Annotated in this window: 13 protein-coding genes; 11 read left to right on the plus strand and 2 right to left on the minus strand. The window is 43.5% G+C overall.

What is annotated here, in order from left to right; translation table 11 throughout:
• The first annotated feature begins 6 nt into the window (after nt 1-6).
• Nucleotides 7-2,238 (plus strand): FdhF/YdeP family oxidoreductase, encoded by a 2,232-nt coding sequence (locus AC5JM2_RS10580; protein ID WP_495834844.1) that lies wholly within the window; start codon nt 7-9, stop codon nt 2,236-2,238.
• A 238-nt stretch (nt 2,239-2,476) separates the two neighbouring features.
• Here AC5JM2_RS10580 and AC5JM2_RS10585 read toward each other — a convergent pair whose 3' ends face one another.
• Nucleotides 2,477-3,814, minus strand: coding sequence for a glycerophosphodiester phosphodiesterase (locus tag AC5JM2_RS10585; protein ID WP_495834845.1), 1,338 nt, complete (start codon nt 3,812-3,814; stop codon nt 2,477-2,479).
• Nucleotides 3,815-4,078: 264 nt separating this feature from the next.
• Here AC5JM2_RS10585 and fdhD point away from each other — a divergent pair, with 264 nt between their 5' ends.
• The 7 genes from fdhD (at nt 4,079) to AC5JM2_RS10620 (ending at nt 12,552) form a co-directional block, all read left to right on the plus strand.
• The gene (gene fdhD, locus AC5JM2_RS10590) at nt 4,079-4,930 is read left to right on the plus strand and encodes a formate dehydrogenase accessory sulfurtransferase FdhD (protein WP_495834846.1); all 852 of its coding nucleotides are present in this window, start codon (nt 4,079-4,081) and stop codon (nt 4,928-4,930) included.
• A gap of 2 nt (nt 4,931-4,932) precedes the next feature.
• Complete coding sequence (locus AC5JM2_RS10595) at nt 4,933-5,481, plus strand: VOC family protein (protein ID WP_495834847.1); 549 nt, start codon at nt 4,933-4,935, stop codon at nt 5,479-5,481.
• 176 nt (nt 5,482-5,657) lie between these two features.
• Nucleotides 5,658-6,029: a VOC family protein gene (locus AC5JM2_RS10600; RefSeq protein WP_495834848.1), complete on the plus strand. Its 372-nt coding sequence runs from the start codon at nt 5,658-5,660 to the stop codon at nt 6,027-6,029.
• A 426-nt stretch (nt 6,030-6,455) separates the two neighbouring features.
• Nucleotides 6,456-7,337, plus strand: a complete 882-nt coding sequence (gene ylqF, locus AC5JM2_RS10605; protein WP_495834849.1) for a ribosome biogenesis GTPase YlqF — start codon at nt 6,456-6,458, stop codon at nt 7,335-7,337.
• Between the two features lie 180 nt (nt 7,338-7,517).
• Nucleotides 7,518-9,122, plus strand: a complete 1,605-nt coding sequence (locus AC5JM2_RS10610; protein ID WP_495834850.1) for an adenylate/guanylate cyclase domain-containing protein — start codon at nt 7,518-7,520, stop codon at nt 9,120-9,122.
• 371 nt (nt 9,123-9,493) lie between these two features.
• Nucleotides 9,494-10,861 carry an NAD-dependent succinate-semialdehyde dehydrogenase gene (locus AC5JM2_RS10615; RefSeq protein WP_495834851.1) on the plus strand — a complete coding sequence of 456 codons (1,368 nt, stop codon included), beginning with the start codon at nt 9,494-9,496 and terminating at the stop codon, nt 10,859-10,861.
• Nucleotides 10,862-10,908: 47 nt separating this feature from the next.
• Nucleotides 10,909-12,552: an acetolactate synthase large subunit gene (locus AC5JM2_RS10620; RefSeq protein WP_495834852.1), complete on the plus strand. Its 1,644-nt coding sequence runs from the start codon at nt 10,909-10,911 to the stop codon at nt 12,550-12,552.
• Between the two features lie 189 nt (nt 12,553-12,741).
• Here AC5JM2_RS10620 and AC5JM2_RS10625 read toward each other — a convergent pair whose 3' ends face one another.
• Nucleotides 12,742-13,083, minus strand: coding sequence for a TRADD-N-associated membrane domain-containing protein (locus AC5JM2_RS10625; RefSeq protein WP_495834853.1), 342 nt, complete (start codon nt 13,081-13,083; stop codon nt 12,742-12,744).
• A gap of 137 nt (nt 13,084-13,220) precedes the next feature.
• On the opposite strand from AC5JM2_RS10625, the gene AC5JM2_RS10630 reads away from it, so the two are divergent.
• From AC5JM2_RS10630 to AC5JM2_RS10640, 3 genes are all read left to right on the plus strand, one after another.
• Complete coding sequence (locus AC5JM2_RS10630; RefSeq protein WP_495834854.1) at nt 13,221-14,306, plus strand: ATP-binding protein; 1,086 nt, start codon at nt 13,221-13,223, stop codon at nt 14,304-14,306.
• 19 nt (nt 14,307-14,325) lie between these two features.
• Nucleotides 14,326-14,943 (plus strand): hypothetical protein, encoded by a 618-nt coding sequence (locus tag AC5JM2_RS10635; protein ID WP_495834855.1) that lies wholly within the window; start codon nt 14,326-14,328, stop codon nt 14,941-14,943.
• 243 nt (nt 14,944-15,186) lie between these two features.
• Nucleotides 15,187-17,547: an AAA family ATPase gene (locus tag AC5JM2_RS10640; protein ID WP_495834856.1), complete on the plus strand. Its 2,361-nt coding sequence runs from the start codon at nt 15,187-15,189 to the stop codon at nt 17,545-17,547.
• Nucleotides 17,548-17,738 lie beyond the last annotated feature (191 nt).

Here is a 17,738-nt window from a genome sequence, read left to right on the forward strand (position 1 = left end):
TTCATTATGTTGCCTAAACCCAAAAAGCATTGGACACCCTCACATTGGGCAAGTTGGAAGCCCTTTGGTATTGGCGAGCAATATCCAAATAACTACTGGGAAGTTTTTCGTGCCATTTGGCTATCTCGTCACAAGTTGCCTTATGCGTGGAACATCTTGAATAAGGGTGTTTGTGATGGTTGCGCTTTGGGGACAACCGGGATGAAAGATTGGACAGTTGATGGAATTCATGTCTGCAATGTCCGATTGCGGCTTTTGCAGATGAACACAATGCCAGCTTTTGACCCTGCAATTTTGGCGGATGTCTCTGCGTTGCAGACAAAAAAAAGTGCTGAACTACGCGAGTTGGGACGGCTTCCTTACCCAATGATCCGCCAGAGTGGGGAAAAAGGCTTTCGCCGAGTCAATTGGGATGAGGCATTGGAAGCGATCGCCAGTCGCATTCACGCCACAACGCCAGACCGCTTAAGCTTTTATATTACCAGCAGAGGCACCGTCAACGAAACATACTACGCCACTCAAAAAGCTGTGCGGGCGATGGGAACCAACAACATTGACAACGCCGCCCGTATCTGTCATTCTCCTAGTACCGCTGGTTTAAAAGGTGCAATCGGTGCTGCTGCAACCACCTGCTCTTACAAAGACTGGATTGGCACAGATTTATTAGTTTTCATTGGTTCAAATGTAGCCAATAATCAACCAGTCACCGTTAAGTATCTGCACAATGCCAAGAAGGCAGGTACAAGAATAGTCGTGATTAATACCTACCGCGAGCCAGGGATGGAGCGATACTGGGTTCCCTCAATTCCAGAAAGTGCTTTGTTTGGTACTAAGTTTGCTGAAGATTTCTTTTTGGTAAACATGGGCGGGGACATGGCATTTTTTAATGGGACAATCAAGCATATGATTGCCAACGGCTGGGTAGACGAGTCGTTTATCAACCGCTACACTGCTGGATTTGATGAGCTTAAAGCTTTCCTTGAAACTCAATCTTGGGAAGAGTTAGAGCAGCTTTCAGGAGCGAAGCGCGATGAAATGTACGCTTTTGCCAAAATGGTTGGAGAAGCAAATAAAGCTGTCTTTGTCTGGAGCATGGGTATTACCCAGCATGAGTGTGGCGAAGACAATGTCAGAGCTATTATTAACTTGGCTCTTACCAAAGGTTTTGTTGGTCGCGAAGGTTGCGGTTTGATGCCCATTCGCGGTCACTCTGGGGTACAAGGTGGTGCAGAAATGGGATGTTACGCGACAGTCTTTCCAGGTGGTAAGCCTATTATCCCAGAAAATGCTGCTCAGTTGAGCAAACTCTGGGGCTTTGATGTGCCAGTTACAAAAGGTTTAATTGCTCCAGAAATGATTCATGCAGCATCTGAGGGACAGTTAGACGTGTTGTTCTCCGTAGGTGGGAATTTCCTAGAAGTCTTGCCAGAACCTGATTATGTAGAAGATGCCTTGAAGCGAGTACCGATGCGAGTACACATGGATATTGTTCTTTCTAGCCAAATGCTTGTGGAACCAATAGATACTGTGGTGCTGTTACCTGCAACAACTCGCTACGAAATACCAGGAGGAGTCACAGAAACTAGCACTGAACGGCGAGTCATTTTTAGCCCAGAAATTCCAGGTCCCCGTATTGGGGAGGCGCGTTCAGAGTGGGAAGTGTTTATGGAATTGGCAAGGCGGGTGCGTGTAGAGACGTTGCATGCAACGTCTCTACATTTCGCTGATACTGCTGCTATTCGTCAAGAAATTGCCCAAGTTGTCCTGCAATACGCTGGAATTCAACACCTCAAGGAAGCAGGCGACCAGTTTCAGTATAGTGGTTCACATCTGTGCTTTGGCTGGAATTTTCCAACTGCTGATGGTAAAGCTCATTTTGCGGTGGTGTCTCGTGGAGAGCGAGAATTACCTGAAGGTTGCTTCCTAGTAGCTACGCGTCGAGGTAAGCAGTTTAATTCTATGGTACAAGAGCGTAAGGATGCGATTACAGGGGCAGTACGCGAGGCGGTTTTGATCAATGAGGTAGATGCAAAGCACTTTGGATTGAAGGATGGCGATGTAGTTATTCTGACAAACGAGCTTGGTAATTTAAAAGGAAAAGTTTACACAGCACCCATTAAACCAGGAAATTTGCAGGTACATTGGCCTGAGGGGAATGTGTTGCTGGATAAAAGTAAGCGATCGCGTGAAGGAGTGCCAGATTATAATACTGTGGTGCGTTTGGAAAAGGTTGATTAGTGAGTCAGACAATTTTGGATTTTAGATTTTAGATTTTGAATTGGGTTAATTAGTTAAAATCTAAAATCTATATAAAATCGCAAATCTAAAATTGCCGGATTTTAGATTTATTCTATGAAGAAATTCCCAGAGAAGTTCCGTGCGCGGGTTAAGCGCGCCGTTGGAAACTTCGGCAGGCGAGTCACCTTTTTAAATTTTGGATTTTGAACCTTTAAATCCAAAATTCAAAATTTAAAATCTAAAATTCGGTCAGTAAGCCACGTATTGCTTCTTGCTTCGCTGCGTATCCATAATTGGCAAAGTCAGTAAAGTAGCCATCTATCCCCAGTTGGATGAACTGCTCGTACTCACGAAGCGGTTCACCTTGGTAGTCAGGTGACAGAAAATATGAATCGCTGCGGAAGGTGTAGGGATGCAATAGTAAACCCGCTTTGTGGGCATCACTAACTAAGGAAGTTGGCTGTCGCAAGAATCTATCAGCATCGCTGATCTGTCCATCTCCATTAATATCAATCGGTTGACCATTATTATCCAATCGTGGAGAAGCGGGTACAATCAGTCGCTTGTCAGGACCAATTCCTGCTGCATAAGTCTTAATTTGTGTCAAGCCATTCGGGGTAATAATATCGGCGTAGGTTTTCCCAACGTTGTGGTAAACAAAGTCATAGGGAGCGCCACTGCTATCTATTAATTGAATCAGAGGAATATTGACTCCAGCAGCCGGCATAATATTCTCTTTCAAGTCTTTGAGATTAGAAACCTCAAAGGATTGGATGAAAATGCGATCAGGATCGGTATAGTTGTTGGCAACCAGATTATCAATCAACAGTTGTGAAGTATTGACATGGATAGGAGTACCATCCAGGTAGTTACCAGCTTCAGCGAAGTATGTGGGGTGCTTGGTTTCGGGATAAATACCAATTTTGCGACCAGTTTCTGCTTCGCGCTTTCTGGCGAGGTTGATAACTTCATCTAAAGTAGGAATTTGGAACAGACCATTGTACTTGGTATTATTAGGGCGAATATTGGGAAGACGCTCGATCGCACGTAGTGTCTTAATCTCAGCTAAAGTAAAATCTTCTGCGAACCAGCCTGTCACACGATTCCCATCAAGGAGTTTTGTAGTCAGGCGTGAAGCAAATTCTGGAAAATCGACGACGTTTGTTGTGGCTTCTTGGATAATGGGTTTACCATTATTATCGTAAGTAATATTGCCATTGTTATCAGTCTTCACTGTTGCCAACAGAGGTTCGTGGCGAACAATGAGGACTCCGTCTTTGGTCACTACTAAGTCAGGTTCGATGTAGTCTGCACCGAATTGGATACCTAGATTGTGAGAACCAATTTTGTCACCTCCAAAATCTCCCACCGTATGTTCTGGACGATACCCAGTTCCACCTCCTCGGTGACCGATGACTATGGGAACTTGTCCGTTGAGAGTATTGAGCTTGGAAACGTTCGAGTTGGAACTTGGGGGATTCATAGCACCAGCAAAATTGATACTTCCTAGGATTATTGAGACAGATAATGCCAGGAAAAAGCATAGAAGCAACAGATAACCTTTGATTCGTAGCATATTTAAAACCTAACGAGTCTAAGGTTTTAATATCAAAGTTTTTGGTTAAGAAAATAGAGTTTTGGGTTAAAACAAGGTTTAAAAGAGTTTAACCTTGACACTGGTGTGCTCAAAGCTGACAACCGAAGTGATATTGTTCCACACTCACTCCTTCATACCTGCAATGATTGCTAACGCATCCACACACTGTTCTAAATCAGGAGAGCAATATTAAATTCTTCTTTGAATTAATGATACTTTGTGTACATATGGAGAGATGGAAGCATGAAAACGCAAACTGGTAGTAAAAGCAAAGCTACTGTCTGGGTAGTAGAAAAAGGTCAAGGACGCCCTCGACAAGACCAACTAACCACAGAAGAACCCTTGGAAATTCGCCTAGTCTCTCCTGAAAAAACAATAGCTGTTACCATGCGAACACCAGGGGCAGATTTTGAACTGGCTGCTGGTTTTCTTTACAGTGAGGGGGTTATTAGTTGTAAAGAAGATATCCAACGCATGAGTTACTGCGTGGATAAATCTGTAGATATTGAGCAACGCTACAACATTGTGAATGTTACCCTTCGAGAGGGTTTGAATCCAGATTTACAGCCTTTGGAAAGACATTTTTATACAACAAGTGCCTGTGGAGTTTGTGGTAAGGCAAGTCTAGAGGCTTTGCGTTTACGAGGTTGTCCGGTTATTCTTCCACAACCCATTGTAACTGCTGAGATGATTTATGATTTACCAGATAAGCTGCGGGCGGCTCAAGGTATATTTAAGGCTACAGGAGGTTTGCACGCTGCGGCTTTGTTTGATGCCCAAGGACAGCTGCTGAATTTGCATGAAGACGTGGGGCGTCACAATGCTTTGGATAAATTAATAGGTTCAGCATTGCTGAGTCAGCAGTTACCATTAAGCGATCATATCGTCATGGTAAGCGGACGCTCTAGTTTTGAGATTTTGCAAAAGTCTACAGCTGCTGGTGTTCCCATTGTTTGTTCTGTTTCAGCCCCTAGTAGTTTAGCAGTGTCTGTAGCAAAAGAATTTGGGATTACTCTCATTGGATTTTTGCGAGGGGAACGGTTCAATGTCTACACTGGTTTTGAGAGAATAAACGTTTCTAAAAACAAGGGATAGCAATGAACGAGTTTCAAATACAAGGAATAAATCATATTGCCTTAGTGTGTAAAGACATGGCACGCACTGTGGACTTTTACACCAACACACTGGGTATGAAGTTAATAAAAACTATAGCTTTCCCAAATGGTGGACAGCACTTTTTCTTTGATATTGGCACTGGAGAGGCGATCGCTTTTTTCTGGTTTCCACAAGCACCAGAAGCCGCTCCTGGTATAGCATCCGTGAGACCTGATGCTTTGCAAAGTGGTAATCTCATGACCGCTCATGCTTCATTAAACCATTTGGCGTTCAATGTTCCGTTTGAAAAACTTCAGGAGTATCGAGAAAAACTTATTGCTAAGGGTGTTGAAGTAACACCTGTTTTACACCACGCAGATGTTCCCTCTGGTATGGTTCCCGAAGTTGACGAAACTACATTTATTTCCTCTGTTTATTTCTTTGATCCTGACGGTATTTTGCTAGAGTTTGCAGCAAATTTGCGCGAGTTGGGTGATCCAGACAGGGATATTCAACACAAACCAGCCACAGCAGTTACTACAGCAGAATAATACTAAGTTGCACTCAAAGAGCGAATCTGTCATTGCGTTAGCGTAGCGTGCCCGTTAGGCGCAGCCGTGGCGTTAGCCATAGGGCATACGTAACGGAGTGAAGCGAAGCAATCTCAGCCACACTAAATTCTCCATTAGAACGCAATTTAGTATAAAGATTTTACTTTCTGCTTGAGATGACTTTTCAATACACTGATGCATTCATTGCTCTGGCAACTTTTCAGATAGAAAACTTAGTTGATTTCTATACCCAATTTCTCAGTATAGAACCAACTACCTATATCCCAAATATTTATGCTGAGTTCCGACTACCTAGTTTAAAATTAGGTATTTTTCAACCAAAACAAACTGACTTTTCTGAATTTGAACATTCAGCTAAAAGTAAAGTGAGTTTGTGTTTAGAGGTGAGTGATTTAGAAAGTGTTATTGCTCACCTGACCATACTGGGGTATTCACCACCAGGAAAGATTATCACTGCTTCTCATGGTAGGGAAATTTACGCTTATGATCCTGATGGTAATAGAATAATTATACATCAGTCAAAGTAGATACGCCCTTTGCTACTGTATGCCTAAAATTTTATAATAAGGCTCTTACAAACGTTAATGTCATGAAATTCCAACGATACACTAACACAAATGTACGCGGATGATTTATCTGTGCTAATCTGTATGCATCTGTGGTTTTTAACACTTATCAGTTATCAGTTAGCAGTCATAAATTTCATCACTTGGATAAAGACCTGTCTACCAAATCGTGGAATGCGTTGGTCGCGGGTCGGGCATCGTCCACTATACGCCTCTTAACTGCGTCGGTAGCTGTTCACTATTTTAATATTCTTGTATTCAGTTTTCTTCAGTGATGGGTTACAATTTGCTAACACAACCTACAGATTTCATTTCATCAGTTTGCTAGGCAATATTAACAGTCTTTCGTCATTGGACAAAGGACAAAAAACCAAGGAAAAAGAATAAATGTCAATAACTCAAAACTATAAATTAAATCTTATTCAATGGTACCCAGGACACATCGCTAAAGCTGAAAAAAAATTAACAGAATATCTCAAGCTTGTTGATGTCGTACTGGAAGTACGCGACGCCCGCATTCCTTTGGCAACACACCATCCCCGAATCGGAGAATGGGTGACAGGTAAAACACGGGTATTAGTATTAAACCGAGTTGATATGATTTTGCCTCAAGTCCAGCAAGTGTGGACAAAGTGGTTCAAGAGTCAGGGAGAAATATCTTATTTTACCAATGCTCAACAAGGTCAAGGGGTGGGTGCGGTGTTAAAAGCGGCACAAGCAGCTGGAGTTGCGATTAATGAACGTCGGAACAGTCGCGGAATGTTACCTCGTCCAGTCCGTGCTGTGGTAATTGGCTTTCCCAATGTTGGTAAATCAGCTTTGATCAACCGTCTGTTGAAACGGCGAGTGGTGGAAAGTGCAGCGCGTCCTGGGGTAACTCGCCAACTGCGTTGGGTGCGAATTTCTGAGGAATTGGAATTGCTGGATGCCCCTGGTGTTATTCCTCTTAAGTTGGAAAATCAAGAAGCAGCTTTGAAGTTAGCCATTTGTGACGATATCGGTGACGCATCTTACGACAATCAAATAGTCGCAGCAACTTTAGTAGATATCTTGAAAAATCTCCGAGTTAATACTGCTGATTTTATACCAGAAAATCCGTTAGAATCACGTTACAAACTTGACCCGACTCCCCTAACCGGAGATGAATATATGTTTGCTTTAGCAGAGTATCGCTATAAAGGTGATGTGGAAAAAACTGCACGTAGCTTACTAACAGATTTTCGTAAGGGTTTGCTAGGTGAAATTCCTTTAGAGTTACCACCTGGATAAGGAGTAGGGCGAGATTTTGAGTATAGTCGCGAGGAATTCATGCGTTGGGTAATCTATTTGTGGTCGTTGGAATGCTATTGAGAGTGCAATCTTTGAAAAAGTGAAAGGTGAACCCTGAATATATCCTTTGCTTTAGCAATGATGGCATTCTCTGCGTCCAGAATGGATTTTATAGAAATCATGACTAAACTGAAACTGCGCCTACAAGAGGATCATTCTGAAAAAACGGTCACAGTGCATCAAGATGTTTTTACTATCGGTCGTTTGCCACAATGTGATTTATACTTACTCTCCGGAGGAGTTTCACGTTACCATGCCCGCATTATGAAAACTCCTTCCGATACGTGGACTGTTGAGGATTTGGGCAGCAAAAACGGGACTCAATTAAACGAACATCTGATTAGTTCTCCTCAACAGTTGCAAGACGGCGATATTATTTGGGTTGGGGATGTGTGTCTGACAATCGTGTTGAGTTCTGTTGACTCATCAATATTCAGTCAGGGAGTTGTTTCGCCAGGAATAACTATTCTTCGCAACGTTGAACAACTCCAACAGCAATGGATTCTCGCTGATCATGTCTGTGGTGATGTTGGGATTAAAGACAAAACGATCGCCCGCCTGAAAGACTTAGTCAATATAGCCAAAAGTCTATCTGCAGCAGCTTCAATAAAAGAAATTTTCTCTCAAGTTCAGGAAGTGGTGTTTCGTTACCTCAATAGTATTGACCGTTTGGGATTATTAATTGATGTTAGTGGATCTGGCAAACTAGAACTCTTAAACGCTGCTACGAGAGATATTTCTTACCAAGAATATCTGCCAACTGATGGCAGTTGGATTAGTCGTAGTATATGTCAAAAAGTCTTCGAGGAAAAAGTTGCCATTCAAACTGCTGATGCTCAAAACGATGAAAGGTTTGCAGGAGAAAATAGTCTTCTAGTCAAAGGTATTCGTAGTGCGATGGCAGTGCCTTTATGGGATGAGAATAAGGTTGTTGGTGTTCTTTATGCTGATGCTCATTTGTCTTCTCACCATTGGGCAGAAGAAGGTGAAGAAGAACTGAGCTTTTTTTCTGCTTTAGCAAACCTTGTGGCTTCTAGTGTACAACGTTGGCTGTTGGCCGAGAAACTCAAAAGCGAAGAACTCATTCGCCGAAGACTCGAACGCTATCATTCACCAGCAGTTGTACAGCAGTTGATCGCTGTTGGTGCATTGCCAAATGGACGTTTACCTCCACAAGAAAGTGAAATTAGTATCTTATTTGCTGATTTGGTCGGTTTTACAGCAATTTCAGAAAGATTGACGCCAACTCACATTGCCGACTTGCTCAATAATTTATTTGAGGAGATGTTGCAAGAAGTGTTTGCTGGCGGTGGCACTTTGGATAAGTATATTGGCGATTGTATTATGGCATTTTTTGGTGCTCCGGAACCACAACCGGATCATGCCGATCGCGCTGTCACTGCTGCTATGGGTATGTTAACTCGTCTGGAACGTCTTAATGCAAAAAATTTTTGGACAGAACCACTACAATTGCGAATTGCTATTAACAGCGGGAAGGCTGTGGTTGGAGATGTTGGTAGTTCTCAAAGGGTTGAGTATACAGCATTAGGAGCCACAATTAATCTGGCTGCACGGATGGAAGCAATTTGCCCACCAGGTGAATGTGTTGTCAGTGAAGATACTTACACAATACTGTCACAACCCTCCTGCTTCTTAGAAATGGGAGATTATCGCTTTAAAGGTATTAATCGACTAGTCAAGATTTATCGAACAAAGATGCACTAATCAAAGTTTTTTTGAGGAAAATTGCCAAAAGAGCCTGATTAACGTTATAATTTAACATTTAAGAGTTATTGAGACCTAATTTCACAATTAAAATTAAAAAAAAATATTAAATTTGAAATTTATTTTTCATCACAGTGTCACATCCTGTTAAAATCAACCAGGGTCAGTGAAATGCATACTTGCTTAGGGGAGATTGTAAGCATAAATACATAAAAAATATGTATAGTTTGTTTCAATTTTCATTGCCAAATTTTAATATAAGTAAAGTAAGCATTTTTTGAAAGACTACAATTTGAAATGTAGCTTCCATAAAAGGTGTCTGCAACGTATGGATGCTAACTTAGGTAAATTTTTAACGGGGAGGTCAGGGTATGGCTATCGCCACAGTTAATCCTGCAACTGGAGAGTTGCTGAAAACTTTTGAGCCATTAAACGATGCAGAAATTGCTGAGAAACTAGATTTGGCACAACAGGCTTTTGAGAAGTACCAGAAAATTTCTTTTCAAGAACGTTCTGTTTGGATGCAAAAAGCTGCTGACATTTTAGACCAAGAAAAAGCAGATTTTGGCAAGATTATGACACTGGAGATGGGCAAGCCTTTCAAAGCAGCGATCGCCGAAGTAGAAAAATGTGCCCACGTCTGTCGTTACTACGCTGAACACGCTGCTGAATTCCTAGCTGATGTTAGTGTAAAAACCGATGCAAGCCATAGTTTTGTAAAATACCAACCACTAGGGATTATTCTCGCAGTTATGCCGTGGAATTTTCCTTTTTGGCAAGTGTTCCGATTTGTTGCACCTGCACTGATGGCTGGAAATGTAGGATTACTCAAACACGCTTCCAACGTTCCGCAGTGTGCTTTAGCAATAGAAGAAATTATACAAAGAGCAGGTTTCCCAAAAGGCGTATTTCAAACTCTATTAATAGGTGCTGCCAAAGTTGCTGACTTGATGAGTGATGATCGAGTGAAAGCAGCTACATTGACAGGAAGCGAACCAGCAGGCGCAAGTTTAGCCGCAGCCTCAGGAAAACAAATTAAAAAAACCGTCCTAGAATTGGGAGGAAGTGATCCATTTATTGTATTGGAAAGTGCAGACCTGGAAGCAGCAGTTGCCACCGCAACGACAGCCCGAATGTTAAATAACGGACAATCATGTATTGCAGCAAAACGTTTTATAGTTGTTGAGACAATAGCAGACAAGTTTGAAAAGCTACTACTAGAGAAATTTCAAGCGCTGAAAGTTGGTGATCCGATGGAAAGCGAAACTGACTTGGGTCCATTGGCAACTCCTGATATTATCAAAGACTTAGACCAGCAAGTCCAAACAGGTGTCAAGAATGGGGCAAAAGTTTTAACCGGTGGACATGCTTTATCAGATCGTCCTGGTAACTTCTATCCACCAACCATTCTCACGAATATTTCCCCAGATAATCCCGTGGCGCAGGAAGAATTTTTTGGTCCGGTGGCGATGTTATTTCGTGTACCGGATATTGACGCAGCGATAAAAATCGCAAACGCCACACCATTTGGCTTAGGCGCGAGTGCTTGGACAACCAACTCCCAAGAACGCGATCGCCTGATCGAAGAAATCGAAGCAGGTTCGGTATTTATCAACGGTATGGTAAAGTCCGATCCCCGCTTACCCTTTGGTGGGATCAAGCGTTCTGGATATGGCAGGGAACTGAGTATCCAAGGTATACATGAGTTCGTCAATGTGAAAACTGTGTGGGTGAAATAACAAACCACATCAGGTGCAATCAACCCAGAGGAACAATAAGAGGAGACATGAACACAGCTGAATTACTCGTACAGTGTTTGGAAAATGAAGGAGTGCAATACGTTTTCGGACTCCCTGGGGAAGAAAATCTACACGTTTTAGAAGCGCTGAAACATTCTTCCATTCAGTTTATTACTACCCGTCACGAACAAGGTGCAGCATTCATGGCAGATGTCTACGGACGTCTGACAGGAAAAGCAGGAGTTTGTCTTTCGACTCTAGGCCCTGGGGCAACAAACTTGATGACTGGGGTAGCAGATGCTAACCTTGATGGTGCGCCTTTGGTAGCAATTACCGGACAAGTCGGCACAGATAGAATGCACATCGAATCCCATCAATATTTAGATTTGGTGGCGATGTTTGCCCCAGTGACAAAGTGGAATAAACAGATTGTGCGCCCCAGTATTACACCAGAACTTGTGCGCAAAGCATTTAAGCGGGCACAAAGTGAAAAACCAGGCGCAGTTCACATTGATTTGCCAGAAAATATAGCCGCTATGCCTGCAGAAGGCTATCCCTTACGTAAGGATAATATTGAAAAAACCTTCGCTTCTTTTGCAAGTATTAGGGCAGCAGGCGCAGCAATTTCCCAAGCAGTTAACCCAATTATATTAGTTGGTAACGGGGCAATTCGCGACCAAGCAAGCGATGCCGTCACACAATTTGCCAGTCAGATGAATATTCCTGTTGTTAACACTTTCATGGGCAAAGGTGTGATTCCCTACACTCATTCCTTAGCTTTGTGGTCAGTTGGATTGCAACAGCGAGATTTCATTACCTGTGGTTTTGATAGCACAGATTTAGTGATTGCCATTGGCTATGATTTGATTGAATTTTCCCCGAAAAAATGGAATCCCGATGGCAGAATTCCTATTATTCATGTTGGCGCAACCCCAGCAGAAATTGATAGTAGTTATATCCCTAATGTTGAAGTCGTAGGCAATATTTCTGATTCTTTGTTTGAAATCTTAAAGTTCGCAGACCGGGAAGGTAAGCCTAATCCTCATGCTATCAGTTTACGAACAAATATTCGTGCTGACTACGAAGAGTATGCCAATGATGACGGGTTTCCCATTAAGCCTCAAAAGTTAATTTATGACTTGCGACAAGTGATGGGACCAGAAGATATCGTCATCTCTGACGTTGGCGCACACAAAATGTGGATTGCCCGCCATTATCACTGCCATAGTCCTAATACTTGCCTTATATCCAATGGCTTTGCCGCAATGGGTATTGCTATTCCTGGGGCTGTAGCCGCAAAACTCGTGCACCCCAACCGCAAAGTTATTGCTGCAACAGGCGATGGTGGTTTTATGATGAATTGCCAGGAATTAGAAACAGCTTTACGTGTTGGTACACCCTTTGTTACTCTCATCTTTAATGATGGTGGTTATGGCTTAGTCGAGTGGAAGCAAGAAAATTACTTCGGCAAAGGCAGATCATCTTTTGTACATTTTGGCAACCCTGATTTTGTTAAATTTGCTGAAAGTATGGGTCTAAAAGGCTACCGCGTTGAATCGGTTACTGATTTTGTTCCTATCCTGAAAGAGGCTTTGGCACAGGATGTCCCAGCAGTGATAGATTGTCCTGTTGACTACCGGGAGAATGCCCGTTTCTCCAGAAAAGCCGTCGAGTTGAATTGTACGGTGTAGGAAGATTTTCCTTACGCCAAGACGACGCCGAGATGCTAAGATTTCTTGGCGTTCTTGGCGTCTTGGTGAGTCCAGCCTCCGTCTTGGCGGTTTCCGTCACGTTAGCGTTTGCGCAGCGCCCCCTTAGGGGCTAGCGTCTCCGCAGGAGATTGGGGGACTAGCGTATGCGCAAAGCGCACGCCCAAAGGTCTAAAGCGCAGCGAGACCGGAGGTCTTCCCCGAAGGGCGGTTCGTTTTTGTTAACTTGTCTTCTAGCGCCCTTGCAATCTTTTCCAAGCTGTCATCAGTATCTTTAGTCATTTTCCGCCATGAGGTACTAACAAATGTATACATACCTCCTGCGGTAGCAGTAAATGCTCCTTCGGAAACTTTTCCAAACAATAGTAGTACAACACTTGCAATACCAATTATCGCACCGAGAATTGTTAAACTGTAAGCGAGATTAAATGCTTTACGATCTTGCAGGCGTTGCTGGCGATAAATACTAAAGAGTTCTTCAGACATCATTCTTTGAATTTGCTGATCGTACATTTGTCGTCTCCGTTCACTCTACAATTTCATTAAAATCTGTCAGGAGACGACATCCTGGTTGGGAAATCGTTGAGTTGTGGCTGACTTATCGTTGACTGGAGGTTGATATACTCAAAGTAGTTTTGTAATGATAAGTGATGGCGCGATCGCTTAAAGTTGCCCAAGAGTACCTGCAAAAAGTTAAATCAGCACTCCAGCGTAACAGCTATCCCAGCCAGAAAGCTTTAGCTGATGATCTGAGGATATCTCTATCCACCGTCAAAAACTTTCTTAGTAGCAAACCCGTTGACTACCTGAATTTTGTAGAAATTTGCCAGAAATTAGGGCTAGACTGGCAAGAAATTGCATTTAAAGAATCAGACACTCAACCCAACTCAAGCACAACCTTTGAGGTAACCTCACCTTTCATCACTGGTTCACCCATCACCCATCCTCGCCACTTTTTCGGACGACAAAAAGAACTCAAACGCCTGTTCGACTTACTCAAACGCCATCCCTTGCAAAACGCTGCAATTATCGGTAAGCGGCGCATCGGCAAAACTTCTCTGCTGCACTACCTGAAAAACATCACCACCACTCCACCAGAACAGTTACGTTCCAGTCAAAAGTACGACTGGCTACCGCATCCAGAGAATTATAAGTGGATATTCGTAGACTTCCAAGATACGCGTATGGCTGGTAGAGAAAGACTTTTAAGCTATATCCTCGAATGTCTGAGTTTCAAAGTGCCAACGCCTTGTAATTTGGATTACTTTATGGATGTAGTCAGCGATAATCTACATTCCCCCACAGTCATCTTACTGGATGAAATTGGCGTTGGCTTGCAACGCTGTCCAGAATTAGATGATGAGTTTTGGGAGTGTTTGCGATCGTTGGCGACGAACCACACAAGGGGAAATCTGGCGTTTGTCTTAGCTACCCACGAATCACCGATTGAACTTGCTCGCAATACAGGGCATAGTTCGCCTTTCTTTAATATTTTTGGTTATACCGCAACTTTGGGAGCGCTGACTGAGCCAGAAGCACGGGAATTGATTGCTAGTTCACCTATTACCTTCGCTAAGGAAGATGTAGAGTGGATTTTGCAACAAAGTCAACGCTTACCACTTTTGCTGCAAATTCTTTGTCGAGAAAGATTGTTTAATTTAGAAGATGGGGAGACTGACGACTGGTGTGAGGAGGGATTGCGACAGATAGAACCATTTGCTCATTTGTTGGAATGAAACAGGGAGAGGTGAAAAAATGCCTTTTAGCAGCTACAAGAGTATTGGGGCTGTTGCCAAAGAATTTCAAATTAAGTATGTGCGGGATAATTTTATTATTGAAACAAAATTTTCAATCAGTGATACTTTTCGTCAAGAATTAGATTTAATTTTCAACGAAGGAGTTTTTGATAATTCCGAAATTGCGATTTGTGAAAATATCATTTATCCGATTTTGAAAGAAGTTTGGAAAGCTTACCGGAGTAACTTTCTTCTCTGGAGTCATCAAACATTGATTTATGATGAGAAATTGTGTGGGGTTCCTGATTACATAGTGGCAAAGCGATCGCCCCTTGGAACAGTGGTTTTTGACAAGCCATATTTTGTTTTAGTTGAGGCAAAGAAAGAAAGCGATTTTACTGAAGGCTGGGGTCAGTGTTTGGCAGAAATGTTGGCAGTGCAGCGGCTGAATAATGAGCCAGAACAAACTATCTTTGGAATTGTTTCTAATGGGGCAGTATGGCAGTTCGGCAAGCTACATTTAGATATTTTTACACAAAATAAAACTTTTTATACAATTCAGGATTTAGAGCGGCTATTTGCTGCGGTTAATTATGTTTTTCAACAGTGTGATTTGCAATTGGATGAGCAAAGGTAAACATTTACCCATATTTTTAGAGAAATGCCATGACAATTAACTTCCCCGATTATATTGGATACGCTCACACCCACCCGGAAATCAATTTCCGGGCTAATAGCTCAAGTCGGTTCAAACCGACTGAAACCATCAAAAAATTAACTTTTTCAGTCCTCTTGAGAGGACTTTCGCTATCAGCCAGGGAATTTATTCCTTGGCGGGCGTGGACTTAGACTGAGAAACCTGAAAAAATCCCAACCTCCCATGACACTTCCCATCGACTACAGCAAAATCTACACCGATGCACCCCAGCAGCACCCCAACTTGATACTGGGTAGCCTGCAACTGTTGTTCTGGCTTTTTTTTCGTCCCACAGCTTTCCGTAATCACCTCCAACGTATTCATCCTGACCTAGAAACTGATTTACCTGTGCTATTTTTTATTCGACAAGGGCGATGGCGACAATTTGCGGTCTGGCGGTTGCTGCTACAGGCATACATAATATTACCTGTTTTAGCTAATTTAACTTTCGGCTTGCTGCTGTGGGCATTGGGTTTTCCAATAGAAGAGGTGGCGTGGGGCGTGGCGTGGGGCGTGGCGTTCGGCGTGGCGTTCGGCGTGGTGTTGGGCGGCGTGGCGTTCGGCGTGGCGTCGGGCGTGGTGTTCGGCGTGGCGTCGGGCGTGGCGTGGGGCGTGGCGTCGGGCGTGGCGTTCGGCGTGGCGTTGGTCGTGGCGTCAGGCGTGGTGTGGGGCGTGGCGTTGAGCGTGGCGTCGGGCGTGGCGTTTAGCGTGGCGTGGAGCGTGGCGTTGACGTGGAGCGTGAGGTTGGTCGTGACGTGGAGCGTGACGTCGGTCGTGGGGTTGGTCGTGGGGTTGGTCGTGACGTCGAGCGTAGCGTCAGTCGTGGCGTTTGGCGTGGGAGTAACTATCAACTTGTGGCTTTGTGTAGTACTCTTTCCTTTGTTAACAGTATGGAATCTCTGGCTTTATCGGTTGGAGCAACAACTTACAAACAATAAACCCAGTTTATTGCGTTGGCATTCTGCTTTTTGGTATGAATGGCAGCGCCTACCTTTATATAACTTGGACAAGCACCTGCTTTTAGTCATCGAACGTAACCCAATTGAAGGAAAAGCTGCCCTAGAATACCTAACTACCAGTCGCCAGCGCTGGGCGGCTCAAGCTGTGCAGATTGAACTTGATGCACACAAATTAGAACGCTGTACAGATGTCGAAGCTATCCGTAACGTTCACCGCAGTTTAGAAAATGGCGAACTCCAAAGCCCAGTCAGCGACTTACTAAACATCTTCACTCGCATCAGTGAAGATGTGGACGCTGCTTTAAAACAGCAAAGTTCTTACAACCAGCGTCTAGCACTCAGGGCTGTTATTGAGCGTTTAGAACCACAGTTGCAAAACTTGACTCGCAGTAGCGACAAATACGCCCCCCGCTTCTACCCCATCGCCCAAAGTTGGCGTGAAATAATAGTTAACTATGTAGAGGAACTCGCTAAAGCTACCGAACTCCGTCAAGAAATTGATTCTCCCTACATCATTGGCGTTCCCCTCACACTAGAGCAAGAAATCTTCACCGGACGCGATGACATCGGTACGCGCATTGAGCAATTAATTTTAGACCGCCGCCGCCCACCCTTGCTACTCTACGGTCAACGGCGTATGGGCAAAACTTCTCTGCTGAACAATTTGGGAAAGTTGCTACCCAATAGCATTATCCCCTTATTTATTGACTTGCAAAGCGCACCCTCATCAGCAAGCAACAATGCAGGTTTTCTCTACAACCTTGCTAAAGGTATGATAAACTCAGCGAAAAAACAAAGCGCCTTAACTTTACCATCCTTGACACGGGAAGATTTAGAAAAAGACCCCTTCACCTGCTTTGATGAATGGTTAGATAAAGTAGAAGAAGCGTTACAGGATAATACAGCACTGCTTTCCCTAGACGAGTTCGAGGTGTTAGACAGCGCCATAACCAAAGGACGCTTTGATGAACAAGACGTTCTGGGAATGCTGCGTCACCTCATACAGCATCGTCCTCGCTTCAAAGTGCTACTAGCAGGTTCTCATACTATAGAAGAATATCAGCGCTGGGCTAGCTACCTCATCAACGTGCAAGTCGTGCATATCAGCTACCTTAAGAAAGACGAAGCCCGTCAACTCATTGAACGCCCTATCAAAGATTTTACCCTACGCTATGAACCAGACGCTGTTGAGCGAGTACTGCAACTCACCCGTTGTCACCCTTTCCTAGTACAACTGCTGTGTGGTGAAATTGTCGCCCTCAAAAATGAGCAAGACACTTCTGTCCGCCGACTGGCAATTTTAGCAGACGTGGAAGCTGCAGTTCCAGAAGCTTTGAGTAGTGGTGGTTTCTTTTTTGCAGATATTCAAAATAACCAAGTAGATACTGTTGGATTAGCTATCCTGAAATATTTGGCGGCACAAGGAGAAGGGGCAATAGTTAGTAAAAATACTATATTAAAACAACTTCCTGATATATCGGAAAGCGCTTTTAAACTGTTGTTGCAACGCGAGTTGATTGAAGAAGTTGAGGACGGCTTTCGCTTCCAAGTAGAGTTGATTCGACGGTGGTTTGCTCAAATGTAGAGATGACTCGTACTAATACCAGTTCTATATGAAGATGCAACAAATTAGATCCCCCCAACCCCCCTTAAAAAGGGGGGCTAAGAAATTATTTAGCGCAGCTTCATGGAGAAACTGAAAACTTGAAACCTCGATCCCTCCTAGCCCACGCCAGGTGCTACAAGTCGGCAGAGCCGCCCAACGCACTGGCTCCC

It is taken from the genome of Brasilonema angustatum, from assembly GCF_059505445.1.